At 71.1% G+C, this 24016-nt stretch carries 26 protein-coding genes; 9 read left to right on the forward strand and 17 right to left on the reverse strand.

Translation table 11 applies throughout. The features are described 5' to 3' along the window. The first annotated feature begins 96 nt into the window (after positions 1-96). The 7 genes from ACWD35_RS17930 to ACWD35_RS17960 all read left to right on the forward strand — a co-directional run bounded on the left by ACWD35_RS17930 (position 97) and on the right by ACWD35_RS17960 (position 6383). Positions 97-399, forward strand: coding sequence for an urease subunit gamma (locus ACWD35_RS17930; RefSeq protein ID WP_451352203.1), 303 nt, complete (start codon positions 97-99; stop codon positions 397-399). A gap of 11 nt (positions 400-410) precedes the next feature. Next, positions 411-722 (forward strand): urease subunit beta, encoded by a 312-nt coding sequence (locus ACWD35_RS17935; protein ID WP_451352204.1) that lies wholly within the window; start codon positions 411-413, stop codon positions 720-722. Continuing rightward, the gene (locus tag ACWD35_RS17940) at positions 715-2436 is read left to right on the forward strand and encodes an urease subunit alpha (protein ID WP_451352205.1); all 1722 of its coding nucleotides are present in this window, start codon (positions 715-717) and stop codon (positions 2434-2436) included. Before ACWD35_RS17935 ends, ACWD35_RS17940 begins: the two co-directional genes overlap by 8 nt. Before the next feature lie 10 nt (positions 2437-2446). Further along, positions 2447-3121, forward strand: a complete 675-nt coding sequence (locus ACWD35_RS17945; RefSeq protein ID WP_451352206.1) for an urease accessory protein UreF — start codon at positions 2447-2449, stop codon at positions 3119-3121. Positions 3122-3188: 67 nt separating this feature from the next. Next, a complete protein-coding gene (gene ureG, locus ACWD35_RS17950; RefSeq protein WP_451352207.1) occupies positions 3189-3866 on the forward strand; it encodes an urease accessory protein UreG in 678 nt (225 codons plus the stop codon). Further along, complete coding sequence (locus tag ACWD35_RS17955) at positions 3863-4624, forward strand: urease accessory protein UreD (protein ID WP_451352307.1); 762 nt, start codon at positions 3863-3865, stop codon at positions 4622-4624. Before ureG ends, ACWD35_RS17955 begins: the two co-directional genes overlap by 4 nt. 163 nt (positions 4625-4787) lie before the next feature. After that, positions 4788-6383, forward strand: a complete 1596-nt coding sequence (locus ACWD35_RS17960; RefSeq protein ID WP_451352208.1) for an alpha/beta hydrolase — start codon at positions 4788-4790, stop codon at positions 6381-6383. 59 nt (positions 6384-6442) lie between these two features. On the opposite strand, the gene ACWD35_RS17965 is transcribed toward ACWD35_RS17960, so the two are convergent. From ACWD35_RS17965 to ACWD35_RS18005, 9 genes are all read right to left on the reverse strand, one after another. Further along, positions 6443-7171 carry a lysophospholipid acyltransferase family protein gene (locus tag ACWD35_RS17965; protein WP_451352209.1) on the reverse strand — a complete coding sequence of 243 codons (729 nt, stop codon included), beginning with the start codon at positions 7169-7171 and terminating at the stop codon, positions 6443-6445. A 146-nt stretch (positions 7172-7317) separates the two neighbouring features. Continuing rightward, the gene (rocD, locus tag ACWD35_RS17970; RefSeq protein WP_451352210.1) at positions 7318-8538 is read right to left on the reverse strand and encodes an ornithine--oxo-acid transaminase; all 1221 of its coding nucleotides are present in this window, start codon (positions 8536-8538) and stop codon (positions 7318-7320) included. After that, on the reverse strand, positions 8535-9347 hold the full coding sequence (ddaH, locus tag ACWD35_RS17975; protein WP_451352211.1) for a dimethylargininase: 813 nt from the start codon (positions 9345-9347) through the stop codon (positions 8535-8537). The genes rocD and ddaH overlap by 4 nt, the downstream gene beginning before the upstream one ends. A gap of 164 nt (positions 9348-9511) precedes the next feature. Then, entirely contained in the window at positions 9512-9997 is a 486-nt protein-coding gene (locus tag ACWD35_RS17980; RefSeq protein WP_451352212.1) for an Lrp/AsnC family transcriptional regulator, read from the reverse strand. Between the two features lie 57 nt (positions 9998-10054). Further along, positions 10055-10222 (reverse strand): hypothetical protein, encoded by a 168-nt coding sequence (locus tag ACWD35_RS17985; protein WP_451352213.1) that lies wholly within the window; start codon positions 10220-10222, stop codon positions 10055-10057. Between the two features lie 59 nt (positions 10223-10281). Further along, complete coding sequence (locus ACWD35_RS17990) at positions 10282-11232, reverse strand: cytochrome c oxidase assembly protein (protein WP_451352214.1); 951 nt, start codon at positions 11230-11232, stop codon at positions 10282-10284. A 105-nt stretch (positions 11233-11337) separates the two neighbouring features. Then, complete coding sequence (locus ACWD35_RS17995; RefSeq protein WP_451352215.1) at positions 11338-12363, reverse strand: 6-phosphofructokinase; 1026 nt, start codon at positions 12361-12363, stop codon at positions 11338-11340. A gap of 223 nt (positions 12364-12586) precedes the next feature. Continuing rightward, entirely contained in the window at positions 12587-13315 is a 729-nt protein-coding gene (locus ACWD35_RS18000) for a type 1 glutamine amidotransferase (RefSeq protein WP_451352216.1), read from the reverse strand. A gap of 25 nt (positions 13316-13340) precedes the next feature. Further along, complete coding sequence (locus ACWD35_RS18005) at positions 13341-14579, reverse strand: MurT ligase domain-containing protein (protein ID WP_451352217.1); 1239 nt, start codon at positions 14577-14579, stop codon at positions 13341-13343. 149 nt (positions 14580-14728) lie between these two features. Here ACWD35_RS18005 and def point away from each other — a divergent pair, with 149 nt between their 5' ends. Further along, positions 14729-15268 (forward strand): peptide deformylase, encoded by a 540-nt coding sequence (gene def / locus ACWD35_RS18010; RefSeq protein ID WP_451352218.1) that lies wholly within the window; start codon positions 14729-14731, stop codon positions 15266-15268. A gap of 3 nt (positions 15269-15271) precedes the next feature. Here the strand turns inward: def and ACWD35_RS18015 are convergent, their stop codons facing one another. After that, positions 15272-15913 carry a TetR family transcriptional regulator gene (locus ACWD35_RS18015; RefSeq protein ID WP_451352219.1) on the reverse strand — a complete coding sequence of 214 codons (642 nt, stop codon included), beginning with the start codon at positions 15911-15913 and terminating at the stop codon, positions 15272-15274. 170 nt (positions 15914-16083) lie between these two features. On the opposite strand from ACWD35_RS18015, the gene ACWD35_RS18020 reads away from it, so the two are divergent. Beyond that, the gene (locus ACWD35_RS18020; protein ID WP_451352220.1) at positions 16084-17313 is read left to right on the forward strand and encodes an acyl-CoA dehydrogenase family protein; all 1230 of its coding nucleotides are present in this window, start codon (positions 16084-16086) and stop codon (positions 17311-17313) included. A 9-nt stretch (positions 17314-17322) separates the two neighbouring features. On the opposite strand, the gene ACWD35_RS18025 is transcribed toward ACWD35_RS18020, so the two are convergent. From ACWD35_RS18025 to ACWD35_RS18055, 7 genes are all read right to left on the reverse strand, one after another. Next, complete coding sequence (locus ACWD35_RS18025; protein ID WP_451352221.1) at positions 17323-17841, reverse strand: cupin domain-containing protein; 519 nt, start codon at positions 17839-17841, stop codon at positions 17323-17325. A gap of 7 nt (positions 17842-17848) precedes the next feature. Continuing rightward, positions 17849-19063: a cytochrome P450 gene (locus ACWD35_RS18030; RefSeq protein WP_451352222.1), complete on the reverse strand. Its 1215-nt coding sequence runs from the start codon at positions 19061-19063 to the stop codon at positions 17849-17851. Further along, positions 19060-20193 carry a type III polyketide synthase gene (locus ACWD35_RS18035; RefSeq protein WP_451352223.1) on the reverse strand — a complete coding sequence of 378 codons (1134 nt, stop codon included), beginning with the start codon at positions 20191-20193 and terminating at the stop codon, positions 19060-19062. The genes ACWD35_RS18030 and ACWD35_RS18035 overlap by 4 nt, the downstream gene beginning before the upstream one ends. Positions 20194-20275: 82 nt before the next feature. After that, on the reverse strand, positions 20276-20509 hold the full coding sequence (locus ACWD35_RS18040; RefSeq protein WP_451352224.1) for a DUF6213 family protein: 234 nt from the start codon (positions 20507-20509) through the stop codon (positions 20276-20278). Between the two features lie 26 nt (positions 20510-20535). Further along, positions 20536-21921 (reverse strand): NADP-dependent succinic semialdehyde dehydrogenase, encoded by a 1386-nt coding sequence (locus ACWD35_RS18045; protein WP_451352225.1) that lies wholly within the window; start codon positions 21919-21921, stop codon positions 20536-20538. Between the two features lie 75 nt (positions 21922-21996). Further along, positions 21997-22470 carry an NUDIX domain-containing protein gene (locus ACWD35_RS18050; RefSeq protein WP_451352226.1) on the reverse strand — a complete coding sequence of 158 codons (474 nt, stop codon included), beginning with the start codon at positions 22468-22470 and terminating at the stop codon, positions 21997-21999. Next, complete coding sequence (locus ACWD35_RS18055) at positions 22467-24005, reverse strand: ATP-dependent DNA ligase (protein ID WP_451352227.1); 1539 nt, start codon at positions 24003-24005, stop codon at positions 22467-22469. The genes ACWD35_RS18050 and ACWD35_RS18055 overlap by 4 nt, the downstream gene beginning before the upstream one ends. Positions 24006-24016 lie beyond the last annotated feature (11 nt).

Raw genomic sequence — 24016 nt, forward strand, 5'->3', positions numbered from 1 at the left:
GCCAGGCCATTTGTCTGTGTGTTACACCTGTCCCCGTCGCGGTGGCTGCGGCAGCCGGACCCCGCACGGTCCGGAGCAAGGACTGTGAGGTGGGACGTGCAACTGACCCCGCACGAGCAAGAGAGGCTGCTGATCCATGTGGCAGCCGACGTCGCCGAGAAGCGCAGGGCCCGTGGGCTCCGGCTGAACCACCCGGAAGCGGTCGCCCTCATCACCTCGCACATCCTCGAGGGCGCGCGGGACGGCCGTACGGTCGCCGAGCTGATGTCCTCCGGTCGCAAGGTCCTCACCCGGGACGACGTCATGGACGGGATCCCCGAGATGATGCATGACGTCCAGGTCGAGGCCACCTTCCCGGACGGCACCAAGCTCGTCACCGTCCACGAGCCGATCGTCTGAGGGAGGCCGCGATGATTCCCGGAGAGATCCTCTTCGCGGACGACCCGATCGTCTGCAACGAGGGGCGCGAGGTCACGCCCCTCACCGTCCTCAACGCCGCCGACCGCCCCGTCCAGGTCGGCTCCCACTACCACTTCGCCGAGGCCAACCCCGGCCTGGAGTTCGACCGTGCCGCCGCCCGCGGCAAGCGGCTGAACATCGCCGCCGGCACCGCCGTGCGTTTCGAACCCGGCATCCCCGTCGCCGTCGAACTCGTGCCCATCGCCGGCGCCCGGATCGTGCCGGGGCTGCGCGGGGAGACCGGGGGCGCCCTCGATGCCTGAGATCTCCCGCGGCGCGTACGCCGACCTGTTCGGGCCGACCGCCGGTGACCGCATCCGGCTCGCCGACACCGACCTGCTGATCGAGATCGAGGAGGACCGCTGCGGCGGCCCCGGGCAGGCCGGGGACGAGGCGGTCTTCGGCGGCGGCAAGGTCATCCGCGAGTCCATGGGCCAGTCCCGGGCCACCCGGGCCGACGGCACCCCGGACACCGTCATCACCGGTGTCGTCATCGTCGACCACTGGGGCGTCGTCAAGGCCGACGTCGGCATCCGGGACGGCCGGATCACCGGCATCGGCAAGGCCGGCAACCCCGACACCATGGACGGCGTCCACCCCGACCTGGTCATCGGCCCGGAGACCGAGGTCATCGCGGGCAACGGGCGGATCCTGACCGCCGGTGCCATCGACGCGCACGTCCACTTCATCTGCCCGCAGATCGCCGACGAGGCGCTCGCCTCCGGTGTCACCACCCTGGTCGGCGGCGGCACCGGACCCGCCGAGGGCTCCAAGGCGACCACCGTGACACCCGGTCCCTGGCACCTTGCGCGGATGTTCGAGGCGATGGAGGCCTACCCGGTCAACGTCGGCTTTCTGGGCAAGGGCAACACCGTCTCCCACGAGGCGATGCTCTCCCAGATCCGCGGCGGCGCGGCGGGCCTGAAGCTGCACGAGGACTGGGGCTCCACCCCGGCCGTCATCGACGCCGCGCTCACCGTCGCCGACCGCACCGGTATCCAGGTCGCCATCCACACGGACACGCTGAACGAGGCCGGGTTCGTCGGCGACACCCTCGCCGCCGTCGCGGGCCGGGGCATCCACGCGTACCACACCGAGGGCGCGGGCGGCGGGCACGCACCGGACATCATGAGCGTGGTCTCCGAGCCGCACGTGCTGCCCAGCTCGACCAACCCGACCCGGCCGTTCACCGTCAACACCGCCGAGGAACACCTCGACATGCTGATGGTGTGCCACCACCTCAACCCGGCGGTCCCGGAGGACCTGGCGTTCGCCGAGTCCCGGATCCGGCCGTCCACCATCGGCGCGGAGGACATCCTCCATGACCTCGGCGCGATCTCGATCATCTCCTCCGACTCCCAGGCCATGGGGCGGGTGGGCGAGGTGATCCTGCGGACCTGGCAGACCGCGCATGTGATGAAGCGGCGGCGGGGCGCGCTGCCGGGCGACGGGCGCGCGGACAACCACCGCGTACGCCGCTATGTCGCCAAGTACACGATCAACCCCGCGCTGGCCCAGGGCCTCGCCGCAGAGATCGGCTCCGTCGAGACCGGCAAGCTCGCCGACCTGGTGCTGTGGGAGCCCGCGTTCTTCGGGGTCAAGCCGCTCCTCGTGCTCAAGGGCGGGCAGATCGCGTACGCGCAGATGGGCGACGCCAACGCTTCCATCCCCACCCCGCAGCCGATCCTGCCGCGCCCGATGTACGGGGCGATCGGCCGGGCCCCGGCCGCCAACTCGGTCAACTTCGTGGCTTCGTTGGCCATTGAGGACGGGCTGCCGGAGCGGCTCCGGCTCGGCAAGCGGTTCGCGGCGATCGAGTCGACGCGTCGGGTCACCAAGGCCGACATGCGCGAGAACGACGCCCGGCCCGACGTACGGATCGACCCCGACAGCTTCGCCGTGCACATCGACGGGGAGCTGGTCGAGGCGACACCGGCCGCCGAACTGCCCATGGCCCAGCGTTACTTCCTCTTCTGATGGCGTCGTGATGGCACGGGCAGCACTTCTCGTCCTGGCCGACGGCCGCTTCCCTGCCGGAGGGCACGCGCACTCCGGCGGGGCGGAGGCCGCCGTCAAGGCGGGCCGGATCACCTCCGCCGCGAGCCTGGAGGACTTCTGCCGGGGGCGGCTGCACACCGCGGGGCTGGTCGCGGGCGCGCTCGCGGCTGCCGCCGTACTCGGGGTGGAACCCGGGGAGTTGGACGCCGCCGCCGACGCGCGTACGCCGTCACCCGCACTGCGGGGCGCTGCGCGCAGGCTCGGCCGGCAGCTGCTGCGGGCCGCTCGGGCGAGCTGGCCGTCCGCCGAACTCGACGCACTGGCCCGGGAGTTCCCCAAAGGGGCCCATCAACCGGTGGTGTTGGGGCTTGCTGCTCGGGCGGCCGGACTAGGGCCGCTGGACGCGGCGTACTGCGCGGCGTACGAGAGTGTGAGCGGGCCGGCGACTGCGACAGTGCGGTTGCTGAGCCTTGATCCGTTCGATGCGACCGGTGTACTGGCCCGGATGGCGCCGGAGTTGGACCGCGTTGCGGACTCGGCGGTGGAGGCGGCGCGGAGGGTGCTCGACGAGGGTGTCGACGCGCTGCCCGCGGCGTCCGGACCGTTGCTGGAGGTCGGAGCGGAGTGGCATGCGTCCTGGCCCGTGCGGTTGTTCGCGTCCTAGCTGGTTTCGCCCCCGCCGCCCCTACCCGTGGAATTAGCCGGACTTGGCTGAAAAATGGAGCCGCCGTATGCACCTCGACCACACCCACCCCGGCCCCGCCGCCCTCAGCGCCGACGCGCACCGCCCTGACGGCTCGCGCCGTGCCCTGCGTATCGGGCTCGGCGGGCCCGTGGGGTCCGGAAAGACCGCGACCGTCGCCGCGCTGTGCCGGGCGTTGCGCGACGAGCTGTCCCTCGCCGTCGTCACCAATGACATCTACACCCGCGAAGACGCCGAGTTCCTGCTCCGGGAGGCTGTGCTGCCGCCCGAGCGGATCACGGCCGTGGAGACCGGGGCCTGCCCGCACACCGCGATCCGCGACGACATCTCCGCCAACCTCGAAGCCGTGGAGGACCTGGAGGACGCCGTCGGGCCGCTGGACCTGATCCTCGTCGAGTCGGGCGGGGACAATCTCACCGCGACCTTCTCCAAGGGGCTCGTGGACGCTCAGATCTTCGTCATCGACGTGGCCGGCGGTGACGACATCCCGCGCAAGGGCGGTCCCGGCGTCACCACCGCCGACCTGCTCGTCGTCAACAAGACCGACCTCGCGCCGTACGTCGGCTCCGACCTCGCCCGGATGGCTGCCGACGCGAAGGCACAGCGGGCCGAACTCCCGGTCGTCTTCCAGTCGTTGCGGGGCGCGGACGGCGTCGCGGACGTGGCCGTGTGGGTGCGGGAGCGGCTCGCCGCGTGGCCGTCATGACCGCGGTGACCGGGATCCGGGCGCAGGCGCGGATCGTCGCCCGCGCCGACGGACGCGGCGGTACGGCCCTGTCCGTGCTGGACGGCGAGGGCCCGCTCGCGCTCCGCCGGACCCGGGGGAGCGGCGGCGAGGCGCGGGTCATGATGGTCGGCGCGATGAGCGGGCCGCTCGGCGGTGACCGCTTCTCCGTACAGGCGCGCGTGGAGGAGGGCGCCCGGCTGCACGTGGGGTCGGCCGCCGCCACCATCGCGCTGCCGGGCCAGGCGAAGGGCGAGGCGCGCTACGACGTACGGCTCGACGTGGCCGACGGCGCCGGGCTGCACTGGCTGCCCGAGCAGCTGATCGCTGCCGGCGGCAGCGACCTGTACGTCACCACCCGGGCCGAACTCGGCGTCGGCGCACGGCTCGTGCTGCGCGAGGAGCAGGTGCTCGGGCGGGTGGGGGAGGAGCCCGGGCGGCTCGCCAGCCGGCTCACCGTACGGATCGCGGGCCGGACCGTGCTGGACCAGGAGCTGTCCTGCGGGCCCGGGGCGCCGGGTGGCTGGGACGGGCCCGCCGTGCTCGCCGGGCACCGGTCGGTCGGCCAACTGGTCGTCGTACGGCCCGAGTTCGCCGAGCAGCCGGTGGCCGCGCGGATGCTGGGGGAGTGCGCCGCGCTGGTGCCGCTCGCCGGGCCCGCCGTACTCGTCAGCGCCGTGGCCCCCGACGCGCTCAGGCTGCGGCGACTGCTGGACGAGGCACTGGCGCTGCTGGCGTGAGGGCGGGGGCTCCGTTCAGCCCAAAAGGCCGGCACTCCGCTCAGCGAGACGTGATCATCCGTTTATCGGATTGGTAAAGAAGGGCTTCAACCCCTGTTCTTCGACGGTCCGCAGCCGGGAGGATCCCCGCCTGACCACTCAAAGACACAGGGGGAGGGCCAACTTGAGGGACAACAGACCGACGGGCCGACTGCTCGCGCTCGGTTCCGCCGGAGCGCTTGTCACGGCGACCCTGATAGCCGGCGCGGTGTCGGCGCCCGCGGCCAGCGCCGACAGCCGCCCGGCACGCGACCGCGAGGCCGTGGGCGCCGAGATCGCCGCCGCCCGTGCCGCCAAGGCCGGCATCGACTGGCAGGACTGCGCCGCCGACTGGGGGCTGGAGAAGCCCATCCAGTGCGGCTGGGTCAGCGTGCCGCTCGACTACGCGCATCCGTACGGAAAGCAGATCAAGCTCGCCGTCGACCACATCGGCAACACCGGGACCCCGCAGGAGCGCCAGGGCGCCCTCGTCTACAACCCGGGCGGTCCCGGCGGCTCCGGCCTGCGCTTCCCGCGCCGGGTCACCACCAAGAACCCGATCTGGGCGAACGTCTCCAAGGCCTATGACTTCGTGGGCTTCGACCCGCGTGGTGTCGGCCACTCCGCGCCCATCTCCTGCGTCGACCCGCAGGAGTTCGTCAAGGCGCCCAAGGCCGACCCGGTGCCGGACACCGAGGCCGACAAGACCGCCCAGCGGGGGCTCGCCCGCGCGTACGCAGAGGGCTGCGCCGAGCGCAGCGGCGAGATGCTGCCGTACATGACCACGCGGAACACCGCCCGCGACCTGGATGTCATCCGCGCCGCGCTGGGCGAGAAGAAGCTCAACTACCTCGGCGTCTCCTACGGCACCTACCTCGGCGCCGTCTACGGCACGCTGTTCCCGGGCCACCTGCGCCGCATGGTCGTCGACAGCGTGGTCAACCCCGCGCGCGAGAACATCTGGTACCAGGCCAACCTGGAGCAGGACGTCGCGTTCGAGGGCCGCTGGAAGGACTGGGAGGACTGGGTCGCCGCGAACGACGCCGCCTTCCACCTCGGCACCACGCGGGACGCGGTGCAGGCCAAGTGGCTGGAACTGCGCGCCACCGCGAAGAAGAGCCCCATCGGCGGGGTCGTCGGCCCGGCCGAGCTGATCTCCTTCTTCCAGAGCGCTCCGTACTACGACTCCTCGTGGGTGCCGGTCGCGTCGGTCTTCAGCAAGTACGTCGCCGGTGACACGCAGGCGCTCGTCGACGCCGCCGCCCCCGACATGTCGGACACGGCCGGCAACATCAGCGCGGAGAACGGCAACGCCGTCTACACCGCCGTCGAGTGCGCCGACGCCAAGTGGCCCACCAGCTGGCACAAGTGGGACCGGGACAACACCCGGCTCAACAAGGACTACCCGTTCATGACCTGGGCCAACGCCTGGATGAACCTGCCCTGCGCCACCTGGCCGGCCAAGCAGCAGACTCCGACGAACGTCCGGACCCACCGCGGCCTGCCTCCGGTGATGATCGTGCAGTCCACGCGCGACGCGGCGACCCCCTACCAGGGCGCCGTCGAGCTGCACAACCGCTTCCAGGGCTCCCGCCTGATCACCGAGAAGGACGCGGGCTCCCACGGTGTGACCGGCCTGGTCAACCCGTGCATCAACAGCCGGGTGGACGCCTACCTGATCGACGGCAAGCTGGACACCGACGACGTGACCTGCGCGCCGCACGCGACGCCCAAGCCGTAACCGCTCCGGTACGGCGACAAGGGGCGGCCGGAACCTCCGGCCGCCCCTTTGCCGTGCCGTCAGCTGAGCGGCGCCCGGGGGAACTTGCGGCTCTTCTCGGCCTTCGCTGCCGCCGCCTGCTCCGCCTTGACGACGGCCGCGTACTCGTCGACGTACTCCTGCTCGGACAGCGACAGGATCGCGTACATGATCTCGTCGGTGATGGCCCGCAGGACGGCCTTCTCGTGCTCCATGCCCGCGTAGCGGGAGAAGTCGAGCGGCTTGCCGAAGCGGATGGCGACGGGGTGGAGGTGCGGGATGACCTTGCCGGGCGGCTGCGCCTCGAACGTGCCGATCATGGCGCAGGGCACGACCGGCACCCCGGCCTTCAGCGCCATGACGGCCACGCCGACCTTGCCCTTGTAGAGCCGGCCGTCGTGCGAGCGGGTGCCCTCCGGGTAGATGCCCAGCAGCTCGCCCTTGCTCAGCACGCCGAGCCCCTCGCGGATCGCCGCCTGGCCCGCCTCCTTGCCGGAGCGGTCCACCGGGATCTGCCCGGCGCTGCGGAAGAAGAACGCGGTGAGCCGGCCCTTGAGGCCCGGACCGGTGAAGTACTCCGCCTTGGCCAGGAAGGTGATCCGGCGCTTCAGGATCGCCGGCATCAGGAAGTGGTCGGAGAAGGACAGATGGTTGCCCGCGACGATCGCCGCTCCCGACTCCGGTACGTTCTCCAGCCCTTCGATCCGGGGCCGGAAGACCAGCCTGAGCAGGGGGCCCAGCAGCACGTACTTGAGCAGGTAGTAGAACAAGGGGGCGCTCCTCACTCCGGCTCAACCGCGACGTCACTTGACATTAAGTCGCAGTACGGCCCGCATGACCAGGCCATCCGCACGGGCGCGGCGAACCGGCACAACAGAGAGGGGCCGACCCGGCTGGTCGGCCCCTCTCTGTTGTCCTACTTGCCCAGCACCTTCTCCAGCGCGCCCAGCGCGGAGCGCAGTTCCTCGGCCGTGATGGTCAGCGGGGGCGCCAGCCGGATCGTGGAGCCGTGGGTGTCCTTGGCCAGGATCCCCTCCCGCATCAGGCGCTCGCTGATCTCCCGGCCGGTGCCGAGGGCCGGGTCGACGTCGACGCCCGCCCACAGCCCGCGCGCACGGAAGCCGGTCACGCCCCGGCCCACCAGCTGGGCCAGTCCGTCCCGCAGGATCTCGCCCAGCTCGGCCGCCCGGCGCTGGAACTCGCCGGTCTCCAGCAGCTCGACCACCGCCGTGCCGACCGCCGCCGCGAGCGGGTTGCCGCCGAACGTGGAGCCGTGCTCGCCCGGGTGCAGCACGCCCAGCACCTCGCGCCGGCCCACCACCGCCGACACCGGCACGATGCCGCCGCCCAGCGCCTTGCCGAGCAGCAGCACGTCCGGGACGACGTCCTCGTGCTCGACGGCGAGGGTGCGGCCGGTGCGGCCGAGACCGGACTGGATCTCGTCCGCGATGAACAGGCAGCCCTTGCGGCGGGTCAGCTCGCGCACCTCGGCGAGGTAGCCGTCGTCCGGGATGATGACGCCCGCCTCGCCCTGGATGGGCTCGATCAGCACCGCCGCCGTCGTCTCGTCGACCGCCTCCTCCAGCGCGGCCAGGTCGTTGTACGGCACGATCCGGAAGCCGGGGGTGAACGGGCCGAAGCCGGTGCGGGCGGTCTCGTCCGTGGAGAAGCTGACGATCGTCGTCGTACGGCCGTGGAAGTTCTCCGCCGCCACCACGATCGTCGCCTGGTCGGCGGGGACGCCCTTCACGTCGTACGCCCACTTGCGGGCCACCTTGATGCCGCTCTCCACCGCCTCGGCGCCGGTGTTCATCGGCAGCACCATGTCGAGGCCGGTCAGCGCCGCGAGCCGCTCGGCGAACTCGGCGAGCCGGTCGTTGTGGAAGGCGCGCGAGGTGAGGGTGAGCCGGTCGAGCTGGCGGTGCGCGGCCTCGATCAGCGCCGGGTGCCGGTGGCCGAAGTTGAGCGCCGAGTAGCCGGCCAGCATGTCGAGGTAGCGACGGCCCTCGACGTCCTCCACCCAGGTGCCCTCGGCGCCGGCCACGACCACGGGCAGCGGGTGGTAGTTGTGCGCGAGGACCGGCTCCTCCGCCCGGATCAGGTCGGCGGACGAACGGGTGCGGGCGGGCGCGGTCATGAGCGGATCTCCTGGGTGCAGCACTTGATGCCTCCGCCGGCCTTGTGGAACTCGGACAGGTCGACGGGGACGGGGACGTAACCGTGGTCGGTGAGGCGCTCGGCCAGCGCCTCGGCCTGGGGGGCGATGAAGACGTGCCGGCCGTCGGAGACGGAGTTCAGACCGAACGTCATCGCGTCGTCGCGGGTGGCGAGCACCGCGTCCGGGTACAGGCGCTCCAGCACCTCCCGGCTGCCCGGCGAGAACGCCTCCGGGTAGTACGCGATGTTGTCGTCGTCGAGGACGAACAGCGCCGTGTCGAGGTGGTAGAAGTACGGGTCCACCAGCGTCAGGCCGATCACCGGGTGGCCGAGGAACTCCTGCACCTCCCGGTGCGCCTCGCGGGTGGTGCGGAAGCCGGTGCCGGCCAGCACGTACCGGCCCGTCCACACCAGGTCGCCCTCGCCCTCGGAGGTCGACTCCGGGCGGTGGACGGCGTAGCCCGCCGCCTTGAACCAGGTGTCGTAGTGGTCCGACTCGGGGCGCCGCTCCGGCGCGTGGAACAGGGAGCCGAAGACCCGGCCGCCGACCACGAACGCCGCGTTCGCGGCGAAGACCATGTCGGGCAGGCCCGGGACCGGATCGACCGTCTCGACGGTATGGCCGTGGGCCCGGTAGACGCGGATCAGTTCCTGCCACTGCTCCTGGGCCAGATCCACGTCGACGGGTGTGTCGGGGTGCATCCAGGGGTTGATCGCGTACTGCACGGCGAAGTGTCTGGGTTCGCAGACGAGGAAGCGCCGAGCGCGCGCCACACGGCTGTCGGGCACAGAGGGTCTCCTCCGGTTCCTGTGTGTCACTGAGGGGTGGCACCAACGGTAGAAACCGAAACAGAGGATCGACAAGGAACGAAAGCTGCGCGCATACGCAGCATCACTGCGTTCTCATCAGGCAGAACGCATGATCACTGCGTAGGCCGAGGTTTAGAACCCGATCACTCCGGTGCGGCGAGGGTGGCGCCCGCTTCGGGACTCTCCGGGAGCAGGTGGGACAGCACCATGACGCTGATCGTCTTCCGGATGAACGGCTCGACACGGATCCGCTCCAGCACCTCCTCGAAGTGCTCCACGTCCCGCGCCCGCACATGCAGCAGCGCGTCGGCGCCGCCGGTCACCGTCATCGCCGCGGTGATCTCCGGATGGTTGCGTACGACCTCCGCCAGGCGCCGCGGCGGGGCGGCCCCCTCGCAGTACACCTCGACGTACGCCTCCGTGCGCCAGCCGAGCGCCGACGGCTTGACCGTCGCCGTGAACCCGGTGATCACGCCGGTCTCCCGGAGCCGGTCCACGCGCCGCTTGACCGCGGTGGCCGACAGCCCGATGGCCGCGCCGATCTCGGCGAAACTGGTCCGGGCGTTCGCCATCAACGCGGTGATGATCTTCCGGTCGAGGTCGTCGAACGAGGGGGTCCTGCTGTTCATGCGGGCACTGTAAGCCCTGCCCCGAGCAGCAGCTTCACGACCGGGTGGCAGGGCGCTCTACGACTGTGTGAGGACCATGGCGAGGGTCAGCAGCCCCAGCACCACCCACCCGAACCAGAGCCACCCGTTGCTGCCGAGCGTGACCGTGTAGGCCGTGACGACGACGAGCCCGCCGACCGTCATCGCCCCCATCGCCTTGGTGGAACCGTGCGTGGAACCGGGCATCGCGACACCCTCCTCGTGGGTCCGTCCTCCACCATGGTGCCCCGCACGTATGCGGCGAGCTAGCTCTCGCGCGTGCTCAGCGAGGCCAGGTAGGCGTTGTACGCCTGCAGCTCCTTGTCGCCGTCCCGGTCGGCGGCCCGGTCCTTGCGCTTGGCCTGCCGCTGTTCGGAGCCGTACCACTGGAAGAGCAGCGCGATCAGCACCAGTACGGACGGGATCTCGCTGAAGGCCCAGGCGATGCCGCCGGCCGCGCTCTGGTCGGACAGGGCTTCGATGCCGAGCGAGGCGGGCGGGTTCTTGAACGTCTCCACCATCGGCGTCGACGCCATCATCAGCGCGATGCCGAAGAACGCGTGGAACGGCATGCCCGCGAACAGTTCCAGCATCCGCATCAGATGACCCGGCCGGCGCGGACCCGGGTCGACGCCGATGATCGGCCAGAAGAAGGCGACACCGACCGCGAGGAAGTGCACCATCATCGCGACGTGCCCGGCCTTCGAGCCCATCAGGAAGTCGAACAGCGGGGTGAAGTACAGCGCGTACAGGCTCGCGATGAACATCGGGATCGTGAACCCCGGGTGCGTGACGAACCGCATGTAGCGGCTGTGCAGCAGCGCCAGCAGCAGCTCACGCAGCCCCTTGCGGCCCTTGCCCGCGGCCGGCAGCGCGCGCAGCGCCAGCGTGACCGGGGCGCCCAGCAGGATCAGGATCGGCGACAGCATGCTGATCACCATGTGCTGCACCATGTGCACGCTGAACATGACCATCCCGTAGTCGTTCAGCTTGGTGCACATCACCAGCCCGATGGTCAGCACGCCGACGACGTACGAAACGGTGCGGCCCACCGGCCACGCGTCCCCGCGCTGCCGCAGCCGCACGACACCCCACCCGTACAGGCCGAGCCCCAGGAGGCAGGCGACGAGGAAGAACGGGTCGGCGGACCACTCAAGCCCCCGTCCCAGCGTGAACGGCGGCAGATCCATCGTCATGCCGTGCCCGCTGTGATCCATCCGGCGGCTCCTGATTCGTGGGGGTTGTACGGTTTCTGTCCGCCCCCAAGAGTAGAACCGCCCCCGGCCACGGCTGTGACCGGGGGCGGGTTGTTCTCGTAGGAACTACAGCACGCACTCCGCCTCGTCGTACCGCTGCGCGGGAACCGTCTTCAGGGTCTCCACCGCCTCCGCCAGCGACACCATGACGATGTCGGTCCCGCGCAGGGCCGTCATCATCCCGAACTCCCCGCGATGCACGGCCTCCACCGCGTGCCACCCGAAGCGCGTGGCCAGCACCCGGTCGTACGCCGTCGGCGTGCCGCCCCGCTGGACGTGTCCCAGGATCACCGGCCGCGCCTCCTTGCCGAGGCGGTGCTCCAGCTCGACCGACAGCTGCCGGGCGATGCCCGCGAAGCGCTCGTGGCCGTAGATGTCCTTGCCGCCCTCGTCGAACTCCATGGAGCCGGGGCGCGGCTTGGCGCCCTCGGCGGCGACCACGATGGCGAACCGCTTGCCCGCCTCGAACCGCTCGCCGACCCGCCTCGTCAACTCCTCGATGTCGAAGGGCCGTTCCGGTACGACGATGGCGTGGGCGCCCGCCGCCATGCCGGAGTGCAGCGCGATCCAGCCGGTGTGCCGGCCCATGACCTCCACGACCAGCACCCGCTGGTGGGACTCGGCGGTGGTCTTCAGCCGGTCCAGCGCCTCGGTGGCGACGCCCACCGCCGTGTCGAAGCCGAACGTGACGTCCGTGACAGCGATGTCGTTGTCGATGGTCTTCGGGACGCCGACGACGGGCAGGCCGTTGTCGGACATCAGCCGGGCCGCCTTCAGCGTGCCCTCGCCGCCGATCGGGATGATCGCGTCCAGGCCCAGCTCCTCGACATGGCCCTTGGCCCGTTCAACCCCGTCCCGCAGGTGCGAGGGCTGGACCCGGGAGGAGCCGAGGATGGTGCCGCCGCGCGCCAGGATGCCGCCCACGGCATCCAGGTCGAGCTTCGTGTAGTCGCATTCCAGGAGGCCCTTCCAGCCGTCCCGGAAGCCGATGACCTCGTCGCCGTGGTCGGCCACGGCACGGTGCACGACGGACCGGATGACGGCGTTCAGGCCGGGGCAGTCGCCGCCGGACGTGAGGACACCAATGCGCATAGCCCGAAATACCTTCTCAACGTGGGCCGGAAGACCGGACCACGTCGTCCGGCGGATTCCCGCTCACCCTACCGGCGCGAGGGGGTGGCTCCGTAGCGGGCGTCCGCCTGCTGGACGCGCCCGCACATGTGAGCGGACGGCCCGTCAGGCGGGCCCGCCACGAGCCTGCCGGAAGGCACCGGAAGGGCGCTTCGGTACCCCTCCAGTACCTCTGGAAAAACGCTTACGCGGACTGCTGGGCAGCCGCGATGCGCTCGTCGCGCAGCGCCTCGTACCAGCGGTCGTCGATCGGCGGCAGCGCGTTCACGTCGAGCGCCAGCTTCAGCAGCAGGTCGGCGATCAGCGGGTTTCGCGCGAGGACGGGCCCGTGCATGTACGTGCCGAAGACCGTCCCGTTGTACGCGCCCTCCGTGCCGTCCCCGGTGCCGTTGCCCCGGCCCATGCGGACCTGAGCGAAGGGGCGGGCGGTGGGGCCGAGGTGGGTGACGCCCTGGTGGTTCTCGAAGCCGGTGAGCTGGGGCAGGCCGAGCGGCGCGTCGATGTCCGCGAGGACGTCGCCGACGCACCGCTCGCCCTCGCCGCGCACCGACACCACGTCGAGCAGGCCGAGGCCCGGCTCGCGCTGGCCGAGGTCGTTGATGAACTCGTGGCCGAGGATCTGGTAGCCGGCGCAGACGGAGAAGACGATCGCGCCGTTCTCCACCGCGCGGTGCAGCTGGCCGTCCCGGCGCAGCCGCTCGGCCGCGAGCCGCTGCGGGCGGTCCTCGCCGCCGCCGATGAGGTAGATGTCACCGGAGGTCGGGATCGGCTGGTCGCTGCGCACGTCCAGCCGGGCCACGTCCAGGCCGCGCTGCCGGGCCCGGCGCTCCACGACGAGCGCGTTGCCCTGGTCGCCGTAGGTGCTCAGCAGGTCCGGGTAGATCCACACCAGCCGCAGTTGGTTGTCGCTCATGAGGTGATTGATCGCCCTTCGAAGATCAGTTGCCGACGCGGCGGCGCAGGTCCTGGAACGCGGTGTAGTTCGCGATGACCTCGATGCGTCCGGGCGGGGCCATCTGGACGGCCTCGTCGAGGTTCTCGCAGACCTGGAAGTGCTGGTTCGCGACCTCCAGACGGACGGCGAGGTCCAGTTTGCGGTCACCGATGACGAAGATCGGGTGGCCGGTCAGCCGCGTGTAGTCGACGTCCCACAGCCAGGAGGTGTCGGTGCCGTCGGCACCGCGCGCGTTCACGGAGAGGATCACCGGGGTGGGCGGCGGGTCGATCAGGGAGAACGTCTCCAGCCAGCCGGCCGGGTTCTTGGCCAGCAGCAGCCGCAGGTCACGGCCCTCGAACTGGACGACGTCGTAGCGTCCGGCCACGGCCTGGACCTGGTACATGCGCTCCAGGGCGACCTGCGGAGGCACCCCGAAGACGGCGGCGACGGCCGCGGAGCTGGCCGCGTTCGCCTTGTTGGCGCGGCCCGGCAGCTGCAGGTGGATCGGCCAGGCGGAGCCGTGCGGGTCGAGGACGTGGTCCCCGGACAGCGCCCAGGTCGGCGTCGGCCGGCGGAAGCCGCACTCACCGCAGAACCAGTCGTCTCCGGGGCGCTGCATGACGCCACCGCACGACGGGCAGGACCAGGCGTCGTCCTTCCACATCTGCCCGGCCGCGACCCAGATCACATTCGGGGAGGACGAGGCGGCCCACACCACCAGCGGGTCGTCGCAGTTGGCGACGACCACGGCCTTGGAGCCGGCCAGGCCCTCGCGCCAGTTCTCCGCGAGCATCCGGGTCTCGGCGGCGCGGTCGAGCTGGTCGCGGGAGAGGTTGAGCAGGGCGATGCACTTCGGGTCGGTGTCCCGGGCCACACCGGCCAGGTACTTCTCGTCGACCTCGATGACGCCGAACTTCGCGTCCGAACCGCCCGCGAGCGCGGAGGTGATACCGGCCGGCATGTTGGCGCCGAGCGCGTTCGACACCACCGGGCCCGCGGCGCGCAGCGCCTCCGCGATGAGCCGGGTGGTCGTGGTCTTGCCGTTGGTGGCGGACACCAGGACGACGTTCAGGTTCTGCGCGAGCCGGGCGAGCAGGTCGGGGTCGAGCTTCAGCGCGACCCGGCCGCCGATCACCGACCCGCTGCCGCGTCCCGCTGCGCGCGATGCCGCAGCTACCGCCTTGCCGGCGGTCACGGCCAGCTTGGCCCGCGCGTTGAGCGGGTCCGGGTTGCCTGCCATCAGTTCTCGATCCTCCTTGCGTACGCGCCGCGCCTGGGGCCATCCGGCAACGTGGTTGTGCCTCAGCCTATCGAGATCCGATCGCACACCCGAATCCCGGCCCAGCCTGCGCGGCGGTCGTGTGCCGAGGGAACCGTACCCTTGCGCCCATGCGACACGGTTCCATTCCGGGCGCCCGCGGGCGCGTCCGGCCTCTCACCCTGCTCGACGACGCCCCACTGCGCGAACAATGCCGGGAAGTAACCGATTTCGGCAGCGATCTGGCGGCGCTCGTGGAGGATTTGTTCGCCACGATGTACGCGGCGCAAGGGGTGGGTCTGGCCGCGAATCAGATCGGGGTGCCGCTGCGCGTGTTCGTGTACGACTGCCCGGACGACGAGGATGTGCGGCACCTCGGACATGTGGTGAACCCCCGCCTCGTGGAGGCGGACGGTGTGGTGATCCGCGGCCCGGAGGGCTGCCTCTCCCTGCCGGGCCTTGAAGCGGGCACCGAGCGGTACGACCATGCGGTGGTCGAGGGCGTGACGATGACGGGGGAGCCGGTCACCGTCCACGGCACCGGGTTCTTCGCCCGGTGCCTCCAGCACGAGTGCGACCACCTGGACGGGACGGTGTACGCCGACCACCTTGCGGGGTGGCGCAAGCGCAGGCTGCAGAGGCAGATCGGCCGGGCTTCCTGGCGCCGCTGAGAGTCAGAACCCCGGGCCGCCCACGCGCTCCCCGGCCGCCGCGAGCCGCCCCCACAGCAGATCGGCGAGGGACTTGACCAACTCGGCCCGGGGGCAAGGGCGTTCACCCAGCCACCAGTCCCCGGCCGCGTGCATCATCCCGACGATGCCATGGCCCCACACCCGGGCCAGCTGCTGGCTGCCCGGCCCCAGGTCGACCCGCTCCTCGATGACCTGGGCCAGCTCCTCGCCCATCCTGCGGAGCAGCGGCGCGGTGTGCATGCCGACGTTGAAGCCCTGCTCGGTCTGGGACCCCTCCGCCGGATGCATCAGGAACCGGTAGACCTGGGGCCGGGCCTCGATCGCCGCGAGGTAGGTGTCCAGGGTGGACTCCACGCGCTCCCGCCGGTCGGCCGGCGCGTCCAGAGCCGCGCGCAGCGAGTCCAGCAACGCGTCCGTGTGCCGCTTGGCCAAGGCCGCGTAAAGCCCGCCCTTGTCCCCGAAGTGCCGGTAAAGGATCGGCTTGGTGATGCCGGCCTCTGCGGCGATCGCGTTCATCGACGCCTGCGGGCCGTCGCGCAGCACCACCCGGTCGGCGGCCTCCAGCAGCTCGCGCCGTCGGCGTTCGGCGGACCGCTGCTGGTCGGTCCGCTGTGTGGTGTTCATGTGCTCTCCCCACCCGTGCTGATTCGGTGACGCACGCGCAAAGTAACACTGACCGGCCCCCTGGCATCGAACGGGCTGCCGAGGGGTCCCCGGGAGTTGACTTTTCCTACCGGTCAGTAACACACTCGGGTTACCGCTAGTAACACCGTACCGCCGCCGCTGGAGGGGACATGGCCGAGTTCACCATGGAGCTGAACGACGAACAGAAGGAGGTCCGGGACTGGCTCCATGGCTTCGCCGCCGATGTGATCCGTCCCGCCGCCGCCGAGTGGGACGAGCGCGAGGAGACTCCCTGGCCGGTCATCCAGGAGGCCGCCAAGGTCGGCATCTACTCCCTCGACTTCTACGCCCAGCAGTACTTCGACCCCACCGGCCTCGGCATACCGATGGCCTTGGAGGAGCTGTTCTGGGGTGACGCGGGCATCGCGCTCTCCATCGTCGGTACCGGCCTCGCCGCCGTGGGCGTGCTCGCCAACGGCACCGAGGAGCAGATAGGCACCTGGATCCCCCAGATGTACGGCGACGTGAACGACGTCAAGGTCGCCGCGTTCTGCTCCTCCGAGCCCGACGCCGGCTCCGACGTGGCCTCCATGCGCACGCGTGCCGTGTACGACGAGGCCAAGGACGAGTGGGTGATCAACGGCACGAAGACCTGGGCGACCAACGGCGGCATCGCGGGCGTCCACGTCGTCGTCGCCGCTGTCGACCCGGACCTGGGCTCCAAGGGCCACGCCTCCTTCATCGTCCCGCCGGGCACGCCGGGCCTCGCCCAGGGCCAGAAGTTCAAGAAGCACGGCATCCGCGCCTCGCACACCGCCGAGGTCATCCTCGACAACGTCCGCGTCCCCGGCTCCTGCCTGCTCGGCGGCAAGGAGAAGCTGGACGAGCGGCTCGCCCGTGCCCGCGAGAAGGCCAAGGCCGGCGGCGGGGAGAGGGTGAAGAACGCGGCGATGGCCACGTTCGAGGCCTCGCGGCCGGCCGTGGGTGCGATGGCGGTCGGCACCGCCCGCGCCGCGTACGAGGTCGCCCTCGACTACGCCAAGACCCGCGAGCAGTTCGGTCGGCCGATCATCGACAACCAGGGCGTCGCCTTCCAGCTCGCGGACATGCGCACGCAGGTCGACGCGGCCCGTCTCCTCGTGTGGCGCGCCTCCTGGATGGCGGTCAACGGGAAGCCGTTCACCGCGGCCGAGGGGTCGATGTCCAAGCTGTACGCGAGTGAGACCGCGAAGAAGGTCACCGCGCAGGCCATCCAGATCCTGGGCGGCAACGGGTACACCCGGGAGTACCCGGTCGAGCGGATGCACCGGGACAGCGCGATCTACACCATCTTCGAGGGCACGAGCGAGATCCAGCGGCTCGTCATCGCTCGTACGCTGGCCGGGATGCCGATCCGGTAGCGGCGCGGGTCAGCGATGTCTCAGCGGCGTGAGCTGCTGGATGTCGTACTTGGCCCGCAGCTCCTCGATCGCCGCCTGATCGGGTGGCCCCCCGGCCCCCAGGATCTCCAGCAGCTCCTCGAAGTAGCGCTCGTGGTCGGGCGGCGGAAACGCCTGGAAGAACATCCTCGTCGGTGTCTCCGTCGGGTTGGCGAAGGCGTGCGGGCAGCCCGGGGGTACGACGATCAGCGTGCCCCGTGTCGCGCGGACCACGCGGTTGCCCGAACTCGACTCCCAACGCTGCCAGTTGTCCGGTGTGCGGATGCGCGGCTCGAAGGCGAGTACGTCCAGCTCGCCTTCGAGGACGTAGAACAACTCCTCGCTGCGCGTGTGCACATGGGCGCCGACGTCGAAACCCGGCGGGACCTCCACCTCGAAAGTGGAGGCCATCCGCGACTGCAGGCCGGTGACCTTGTACGTCACACGCTGGGCCGGTGTTTCGACGATGCGGCCGTGACCCGGCGGTACGAGCAGTCCCTCGGTCGTCATCGCCCGCTCACCAGGCCACCGGCAGGGCCTCGGGCCCCCGGATCAACGCGCCCTTCCTGAAGGGCACTTGGCCGGGCGGTATGGCCAGTCGCAGCCGCGGCACCCGGTCCAGCAGGGCGTCGACCAGGAGTTCCGACTCCAGCCGGGCCAGCATGTTGCCGGGGCAGAAGTGCGGACCGAAGCCGAAGGACAGGTGCGGGTTGGGACTGCGGGAGAAGTCGATCCGCTCCGGGTCGGGGAAGACGTCCGGGTCGCGGTTGGCGGCCAGGTAGGAGACGTAGACCGGGTCGCCGGCCCGGATGCGTACGCCTCTGATCCCCACGTCCTCCAGGGCGATCCGGGAGAGGCCGACCGTGCTGCGGTGCGGGATGTAGCGCAGGAGTTCGTCGATCGCCTTCGGGCGGATCTCCGGCTCGTCGCGCAGCCGTGCGGTCAGGTCGGGGCGGGTCAGCAGCAGGTAGAACAGCTGCCCGCTGTTGTTGGTGACCGCCTCGCCGCCGATCTGGAGCAGGACCGCGAGGCCGGTCGCCTCGTCCAGGGTGACCTCGCCGCTGCCCACGGCGGCGCCGAGCAGCGAGGTGACGTCCTCGTCCGTGCTGTCCGCGCGCCGCCCGATCAGGTCCGAGAAGTAGGCGTTCATCTCGCGCTTGGCCTTCTCGCTGATGTCCTTGCCGTGCGAGGAGGACAGGATCAGCTGGGTCCAGGTGTGCATGACGTGCCGGTCGGCGGCCGGTACGCCCATCAGCTCGCAGATCACCGCGATGGGGAACGGGCTGAGGATCGTCGTCGTGAGGTCGGCGGGCGGACCGTCCTGGAGGAGCTCGTCCACCAGCTCGTCCAGCATCCCGCGCGCCTTCTCCCGGACGCGTTCCACGCCCTTCGTGGTGAACGCGGCGGCCACCGAGCGGCGCAGCCGGGTGTGGTCGGGCGGGTCGAGGAAGCCGACCGCGCCCCGGTCGGGGATGAAGTGCGGGGCGAGCCGGGTGACCGGCTTGTCCATGACCGCCTCACGGCTGAAGCGGGGATCGTTGGCGACCATGCGCACGTCGTCGTACCGGGTCACCAACCACGCCCAGCCCTCGCCGTTGGGCAGCTGAATGCGGGTGATCGGGCCCTCGCGCATCAGCTCGGTCAGCACCGGGTCGAAGTCCGTCCCGGTCAGGTCGAGCGCCGGCCAGTGCCGGACCGGGGGCAGGATCTCGACAATGGTCTCGTCGGTCATCGCTTCGCTCCGTCCCCGGTGGTCCAGCGGCCCACTGTCATCTCGGCGGTGATGCCCGGACCGAACCCGGCGAGCAGTCCGCGTGCCCGGTCCTCGGCGCCGCCCTCGTCGAACAGCCGGCGCAGCGCGTCCAGGACGACGGCGCTCGCGATGTTGCCGTACTCGGTCAGCGTGGCCCGGCTGAACCGGAACGCGTGCGGATCGACCTGGAGGAACTTGCTCAGGTCGTCGAGTATTCGGGGCCCGCCCGCGTGGATGATGTAGAAATCCAGGTCGGACGCGTCCCAGCCGTGCGTGCCGGCCAGGTCCTTCAGCGCCGGGGCGAGCGGCTCCATGGTCGCCGGCACCCGCTTGTCCAGCAGGAAGTGGAAGCCGGTCGCCCGGACGTCGTACGCGATCCACTCCTCGGTCTTCGGGATCAGGTACGAGCCGTTGCGCTCCAGGTGGACGCCCGTGCCGCCCCGGCCGCGCACCACCGCGGCGGCGATGCCGTCGCCGAAGAGGCCGTTGGAGAGCAGCGAGCCGATCCCGAGGTCGGTGGGCTGGTAGCACAGCGAGCAGAACTCGCAGGCCACGATGAGCGCGTTGGCGTGCGGGTAGGCCGTGCAGAAGTCGTGGGCCCGGTTGATCGCCGCGCCGCCGGCCGCACAGCCCAGCTGGGCTATGGGGAGCTGGCGGGTGGTGGTGTCGAAGTCCATCTCGTTGATCAGCCACGCCGTGAGCGAGGGCATCATGAAGCCCGTGCACGAGACGTAGATGATGACGTCGATGTCCGAGGTCAGGAGTTCGGCGTCGTCGAGCGCACGCTGGATCACCGCGGGGACCCGGGCCTTCGCCTCGGCCTCGTAGAGCTTGTTGCGCTCCTGGAACCCGGGGTGCTTCAGGGTCTCCTCGATGGGCTGCACGATGTGCCGTGTGCGTACGCCGGTGTTCTCGATCAGCCTCAGGGCCAGAGGCAGTTGGGGGTGGTCCGCGTGGCGGGAGCGCGCCAGCTCCAGCGTCTCCTCCATCGTGATCACGTGTTCCGGGACCGACACCGAAGGTCTGCACAAAGTCGCCATGAGCGTCCCTGCTTTCGCCTTCCGGCAGGCCTCCGCCCGCCGGTCAGTAGGTGGTCCACTCAGGTTCACCCGACAGGGCGACGATCTCGCGCGGGACTACTCCAAATCGGTGACAAGGGGTAAGGGGCGGGCGACCAGGCGGCACCTACGCCTAGGGCGCCCCGCTGCTGTGCGCGATGCACGCCACGTCGATACGGTCCGCGAGCTTCGCCAGCTCGATCGTCAGGGCGGCCACGGTGTCCTCGTCGAGCCCCTGCTCCCCGGCCTCGACGAGATGAAGCCACCGGCCACCCAGCGTCCGCAGCAACTTACTCACGTCGGCCGCGGCCACCTGCAAGGTCCCGCGGTCGTCGACGATCAGAGGCAGAGTCACTTCGCGGTTCACAAAAGGGGATGGTAGCCGCGCAGTGCTCACGCACCCTGCCAAACCGTGGTGATGTTGCAGAACTCCCGGATTCCGTGCTCGGACAGCTCACGTCCGTATCCGGACCGCTTCACACCGCCGAACGGGAACGCCGGGTGCGAGGCGGTCATGCCGTTGACGTAGACGGCACCGGCCTCCAGGTCGCGGGCGAAGCGCGCCACCTCGCTCTCCTCGCGGGTCCACACGTTCGAACTCAGCCCGAACAGCGAGTCGTTGGCGATGAGCACGGCCTCGTCCAGGTCCGCGGCCCGGTACACCGTGGCGACCGGCCCGAACGCCTCCTCGCGGTGGATGCGCATCTCGCGGGTGATCCCCGTGAGCACGGTCGGCGGGTAGTACCAGCCCGGCCCGTCGGGGCGCTCGCCGCCGCACAGCACCGCCGCGCCACTGCGCCTGGCGTCGTCCACCAGCTCCTCCAGGTCGGACCGCCCCTGCTCGGTGGCCATCGGCCCGATCTCGGTGTCCTCCTCCAGCGGGTCGCCGATCTTGAGCGCCTTCATGCCCGCGACGAACTTCTCGGTGAAGGCGTCGTACACGTCGCCGTGCACGATGAACCGCTTGGCGGCGATGCAGGACTGCCCGTTGTTCTGCACCCGCGCGGTCACCGCGACCTGTGCCGCACGGTCGAGGTCGGCGGACGGCATGACGACGAACGGATCGCTGCCGCCCAGCTCCATCACCGTCTTCTTGATCATCTCTCCGGAGGTGGAGGCGACCGCCCGGCCCGCGGGTTCGCTGCCCGTGAGGGTCGCCGCCTTCACCCGCTCGTCGCGCAGGATGCCGTCCACCGCGCCCGAGCCGATCAGCAGCGTCTGGAAGCAGCCCTCCTTGAAGCCCGCCCGGTGGAACAGGTCCTCCAGGTACAGAGCCGTCTGGGGGACGTTCGAGGAGTGTTTGAGCAGGCCCACGTTGCCCGCCATCAGCGCGGGCGCGGCGAAGCGCATCACCTGCCAGAGGGGGAAGTTCCACGGCATCACCGCGAGCACGGGGCCGAGCGGCCGGTAGACGACCCGCACCCGGGACGCGCCCGAGTCCCGTACGTCGGACTCGGCGGGCTCCTCGTCGGCCAGCAGCGACTCGGCCCGCTCGGCGTACCAGCGCATGGCCTTGGCGCACTTGGCGGCCTCGCCGCGGGCCTGCTTGATCGGCTTGCCCATCTCCGTGGTCATGACACGGCCGATCTCGGGCAGGTCCTCGTCCAGCAGGTCGGCGGCCTTGTTCAGCAGCCGGGCGCGCTCGGCGAACGCCGTCGTCCGGTACGTGCGGAAGGTGGCCTCGGCGAGCTGGAGCCGGCGTTCCAGCTCCTCCTCGCCCATGGGCTCGTACGACTTGAGCGTCTCGCCGTTCGCCGGGTTCACCGTCGCGATGGGCATGGCTGGCCTCCCTGGGAGCGGGCTTGCTTCGACCTTCGCGCGCGCCCGAGCCGTGCGCAACGCGTGGGCCTCCCTTCAGCCCGAGTGCTCCTCCAGTCGGTCGAGAAACGTGGCCTGCGCCGTGACGATCAGCTCGCGGGCCGGGCCGAGCCCGAACCACGCCACCCGGTCCAGCTCGGGAAACTCCCGCACGTGGCCGGAGCGCGGGGGCCACTCCATGGTGAAGGTGCCGGGGGTGATCGTCTCCGGGTCGAGGTCCGCCTCGACCGCCCACACGGTCACGACCTTGCCGCCTCGCTGCACGACCTCGCCGAGGGGTACGGCCTCCCCGCCGGGCGGCTCCAGGCCCAGCTCCTCGCGGAACTCGCGCCGGGCCGCCTCCCAGGCGGGCTCGTCCGGCTCGTACTCGCCCTTGGGTACGGTCCACGCCCCCGCGTCCTTCTTCGCGAAGAACGGCCCGCCCATATGGCCCAGCAACACCTCCAGCCCGTCGCCGGTGTGCCGGAACAACAGCAGTCCCGCACTGCGCTTCGTCGTCCTCACCGTCACGGCTCGACCTCCGGGTGGGCCGCCAGCAGAGCCTCCACGGTATCGGCCTCCTCGGGGCGCTTGTCCTCGCGGTAGCGGACCACGCGGGCGAAGCGCAGGGTGACGCCGGCCGGGTAGCGGGTGGAGCGCTGGAGGCCGTCGTAGGCGATCTCCACGACGAGTTCGGGGCGTACGGTGACCACCCAGCCGTCGTCCTCGACGGCCAGCTCCTGGAGTCTCCCCGTCTGCCAGGCGAGCATCGCGTCCGTCATGCCCTTGAAGGTCTTGCCGAGCATCGCGAAGGTGCCGTCCGGGTTGCGGGCGCCGAGGTGGAGGTTGGACAGCCTGCCGGTGCGCCGGCCGTGGCCCCACTCGGCGGCCAGCACGACCAGGTCGAGGGTGTGCACGGGCTTGACCTTCAGCCAGGCGGCACCGCGCCGGCCCGCGCTGTAGGGGGCGTCCAGCGCCTTGACGACCACGCCCTCGTGGCCGCGGGCCAGGGTGTCGGCGAGGAACCGTTCCGCCTCGGTGGCCTCCGGCGGGCCGGACACCACCGTGCGGCGCACCCGCATCGGCTCCGGCACCAGCCGGGCCAGCTCCGCGTGCCGCTCGGCGAAGGGCAGGTCGAGCAGGTCGCGGCCGTCGACCGACAGGGCGTCGAAGAAGACGGGGGAGACCGGCACCTCCCCGGCGGCCCTCGCCACGTCCGTCCGGGAGCCGACCCGGCCGGCCGTCTCCTGGAAGGACCGGGGGCGGCCGGCGGCGTCGAAGGAGATCACCTCGCCGTCCAGGATGAAGCATTCACCCGCCAACTCCCTTGCCACGGCGGTCACTTCGGGCAGCCGGTCGGTGATGTCGTCCAGCGTGCGGGTGTGCACCCGTACGGCGTCGCCGTCCCGGTGGACCTGGATCCGGATGCCGTCCAGCTTCTCCTCCACCGCGCAGGCGCCCAGCTTCCCGACCGCCTCGGCGACCGAGGAGGCGCTCTGCGCCAGCATCGGCAGCACCGGGCGGCCGACCGTGAGCCGGAACCGCTCCAGCGCCCCGGGCCCGTCGGCGAGCAGGGCCTCGGCCACCGCCTGCAGCGACCCGGCGAGCATCACCGCCCGCCGTACGTCCGCCGGATCCGCGCCGGTGGCCTGGGCGAGCCCCTCCACGGCCACCGCGTCCAGCGCGCCCTGGCGCACCTCGCCGGTGAGCAGACCGCGCAGGAAACGCTGCTCCGCCTCGGTCGCCGCGCCCATCACCTCGCCGACGATCCGGGCCCGCTCCGCCTGGGAACCGGGGCCGGACACCTTGCCCAGCTCGGTCAGCCGGGCGTCGACCCCGCGCACGGTCAGCGAGGGCTCGGCGGCCGGCGGTACCGGACGGCTCAGCACCTTCCAGCCGACCCCGAGCCGCCCCTGCGGGAGCCGTCCGGCCAGATACGGGATGACGACGGGCACGTCGTCCGCCTCCGCCTCCCGGAACAGCTCCGCGAGCAGCGCCGTCTTCCGGGACCGGGCCGCCGTGGCGGCGACCTCCCGGGACACCTCGGCGAGGCGGGTCAGCAGCATGCAGTCATGGT

Source organism: Streptomyces sp. NPDC002671 (genome assembly GCF_053592475.1).

Coding starts and splice junctions, on each gene's coding strand:
- ACWD35_RS17935 (WP_451352204.1), top strand. CDS start 411: ATGATTCCCGGAGAGATCCTCTTCGCGGACGACCCGATCGTCTGCAAC.
- ACWD35_RS17940 (WP_451352205.1), top strand. CDS start 715: ATGCCTGAGATCTCCCGCGGCGCGTACGCCGACCTGTTCGGGCCGACC.
- ACWD35_RS17945 (WP_451352206.1), top strand. CDS start 2,447: ATGGCACGGGCAGCACTTCTCGTCCTGGCCGACGGCCGCTTCCCTGCC.
- ureG (WP_451352207.1), top strand. CDS start 3,189: ATGCACCTCGACCACACCCACCCCGGCCCCGCCGCCCTCAGCGCCGAC.
- ACWD35_RS17955 (WP_451352307.1), top strand. CDS start 3,863: ATGACCGCGGTGACCGGGATCCGGGCGCAGGCGCGGATCGTCGCCCGC.
- rocD (WP_451352210.1), bottom strand. CDS start 8,538: ATGACCGCGCCCGCCCGCACCCGTTCGTCCGCCGACCTGATCCGGGCG.
- ACWD35_RS17980 (WP_451352212.1), bottom strand. CDS start 9,997: ATGAACAGCAGGACCCCCTCGTTCGACGACCTCGACCGGAAGATCATC.
- ACWD35_RS17985 (WP_451352213.1), bottom strand. CDS start 10,222: ATGCCCGGTTCCACGCACGGTTCCACCAAGGCGATGGGGGCGATGACG.
- ACWD35_RS17990 (WP_451352214.1), bottom strand. CDS start 11,232: ATGGATCACAGCGGGCACGGCATGACGATGGATCTGCCGCCGTTCACG.
- ACWD35_RS17995 (WP_451352215.1), bottom strand. CDS start 12,363: ATGCGCATTGGTGTCCTCACGTCCGGCGGCGACTGCCCCGGCCTGAAC.
- ACWD35_RS18000 (WP_451352216.1), bottom strand. CDS start 13,315: ATGAGCGACAACCAACTGCGGCTGGTGTGGATCTACCCGGACCTGCTG.
- ACWD35_RS18005 (WP_451352217.1), bottom strand. CDS start 14,579: ATGGCAGGCAACCCGGACCCGCTCAACGCGCGGGCCAAGCTGGCCGTG.
- def (WP_451352218.1), top strand. CDS start 14,729: ATGCGACACGGTTCCATTCCGGGCGCCCGCGGGCGCGTCCGGCCTCTC.
- ACWD35_RS18015 (WP_451352219.1), bottom strand. CDS start 15,913: ATGAACACCACACAGCGGACCGACCAGCAGCGGTCCGCCGAACGCCGA.
- ACWD35_RS18020 (WP_451352220.1), top strand. CDS start 16,084: ATGGCCGAGTTCACCATGGAGCTGAACGACGAACAGAAGGAGGTCCGG.
- ACWD35_RS18025 (WP_451352221.1), bottom strand. CDS start 17,841: ATGACGACCGAGGGACTGCTCGTACCGCCGGGTCACGGCCGCATCGTC.
- ACWD35_RS18030 (WP_451352222.1), bottom strand. CDS start 19,063: ATGACCGACGAGACCATTGTCGAGATCCTGCCCCCGGTCCGGCACTGG.
- ACWD35_RS18045 (WP_451352225.1), bottom strand. CDS start 21,921: ATGCCCATCGCGACGGTGAACCCGGCGAACGGCGAGACGCTCAAGTCG.
- ACWD35_RS18055 (WP_451352227.1), bottom strand. CDS start 24,005: ATGCTGCTGACCCGCCTCGCCGAGGTGTCCCGGGAGGTCGCCGCCACG.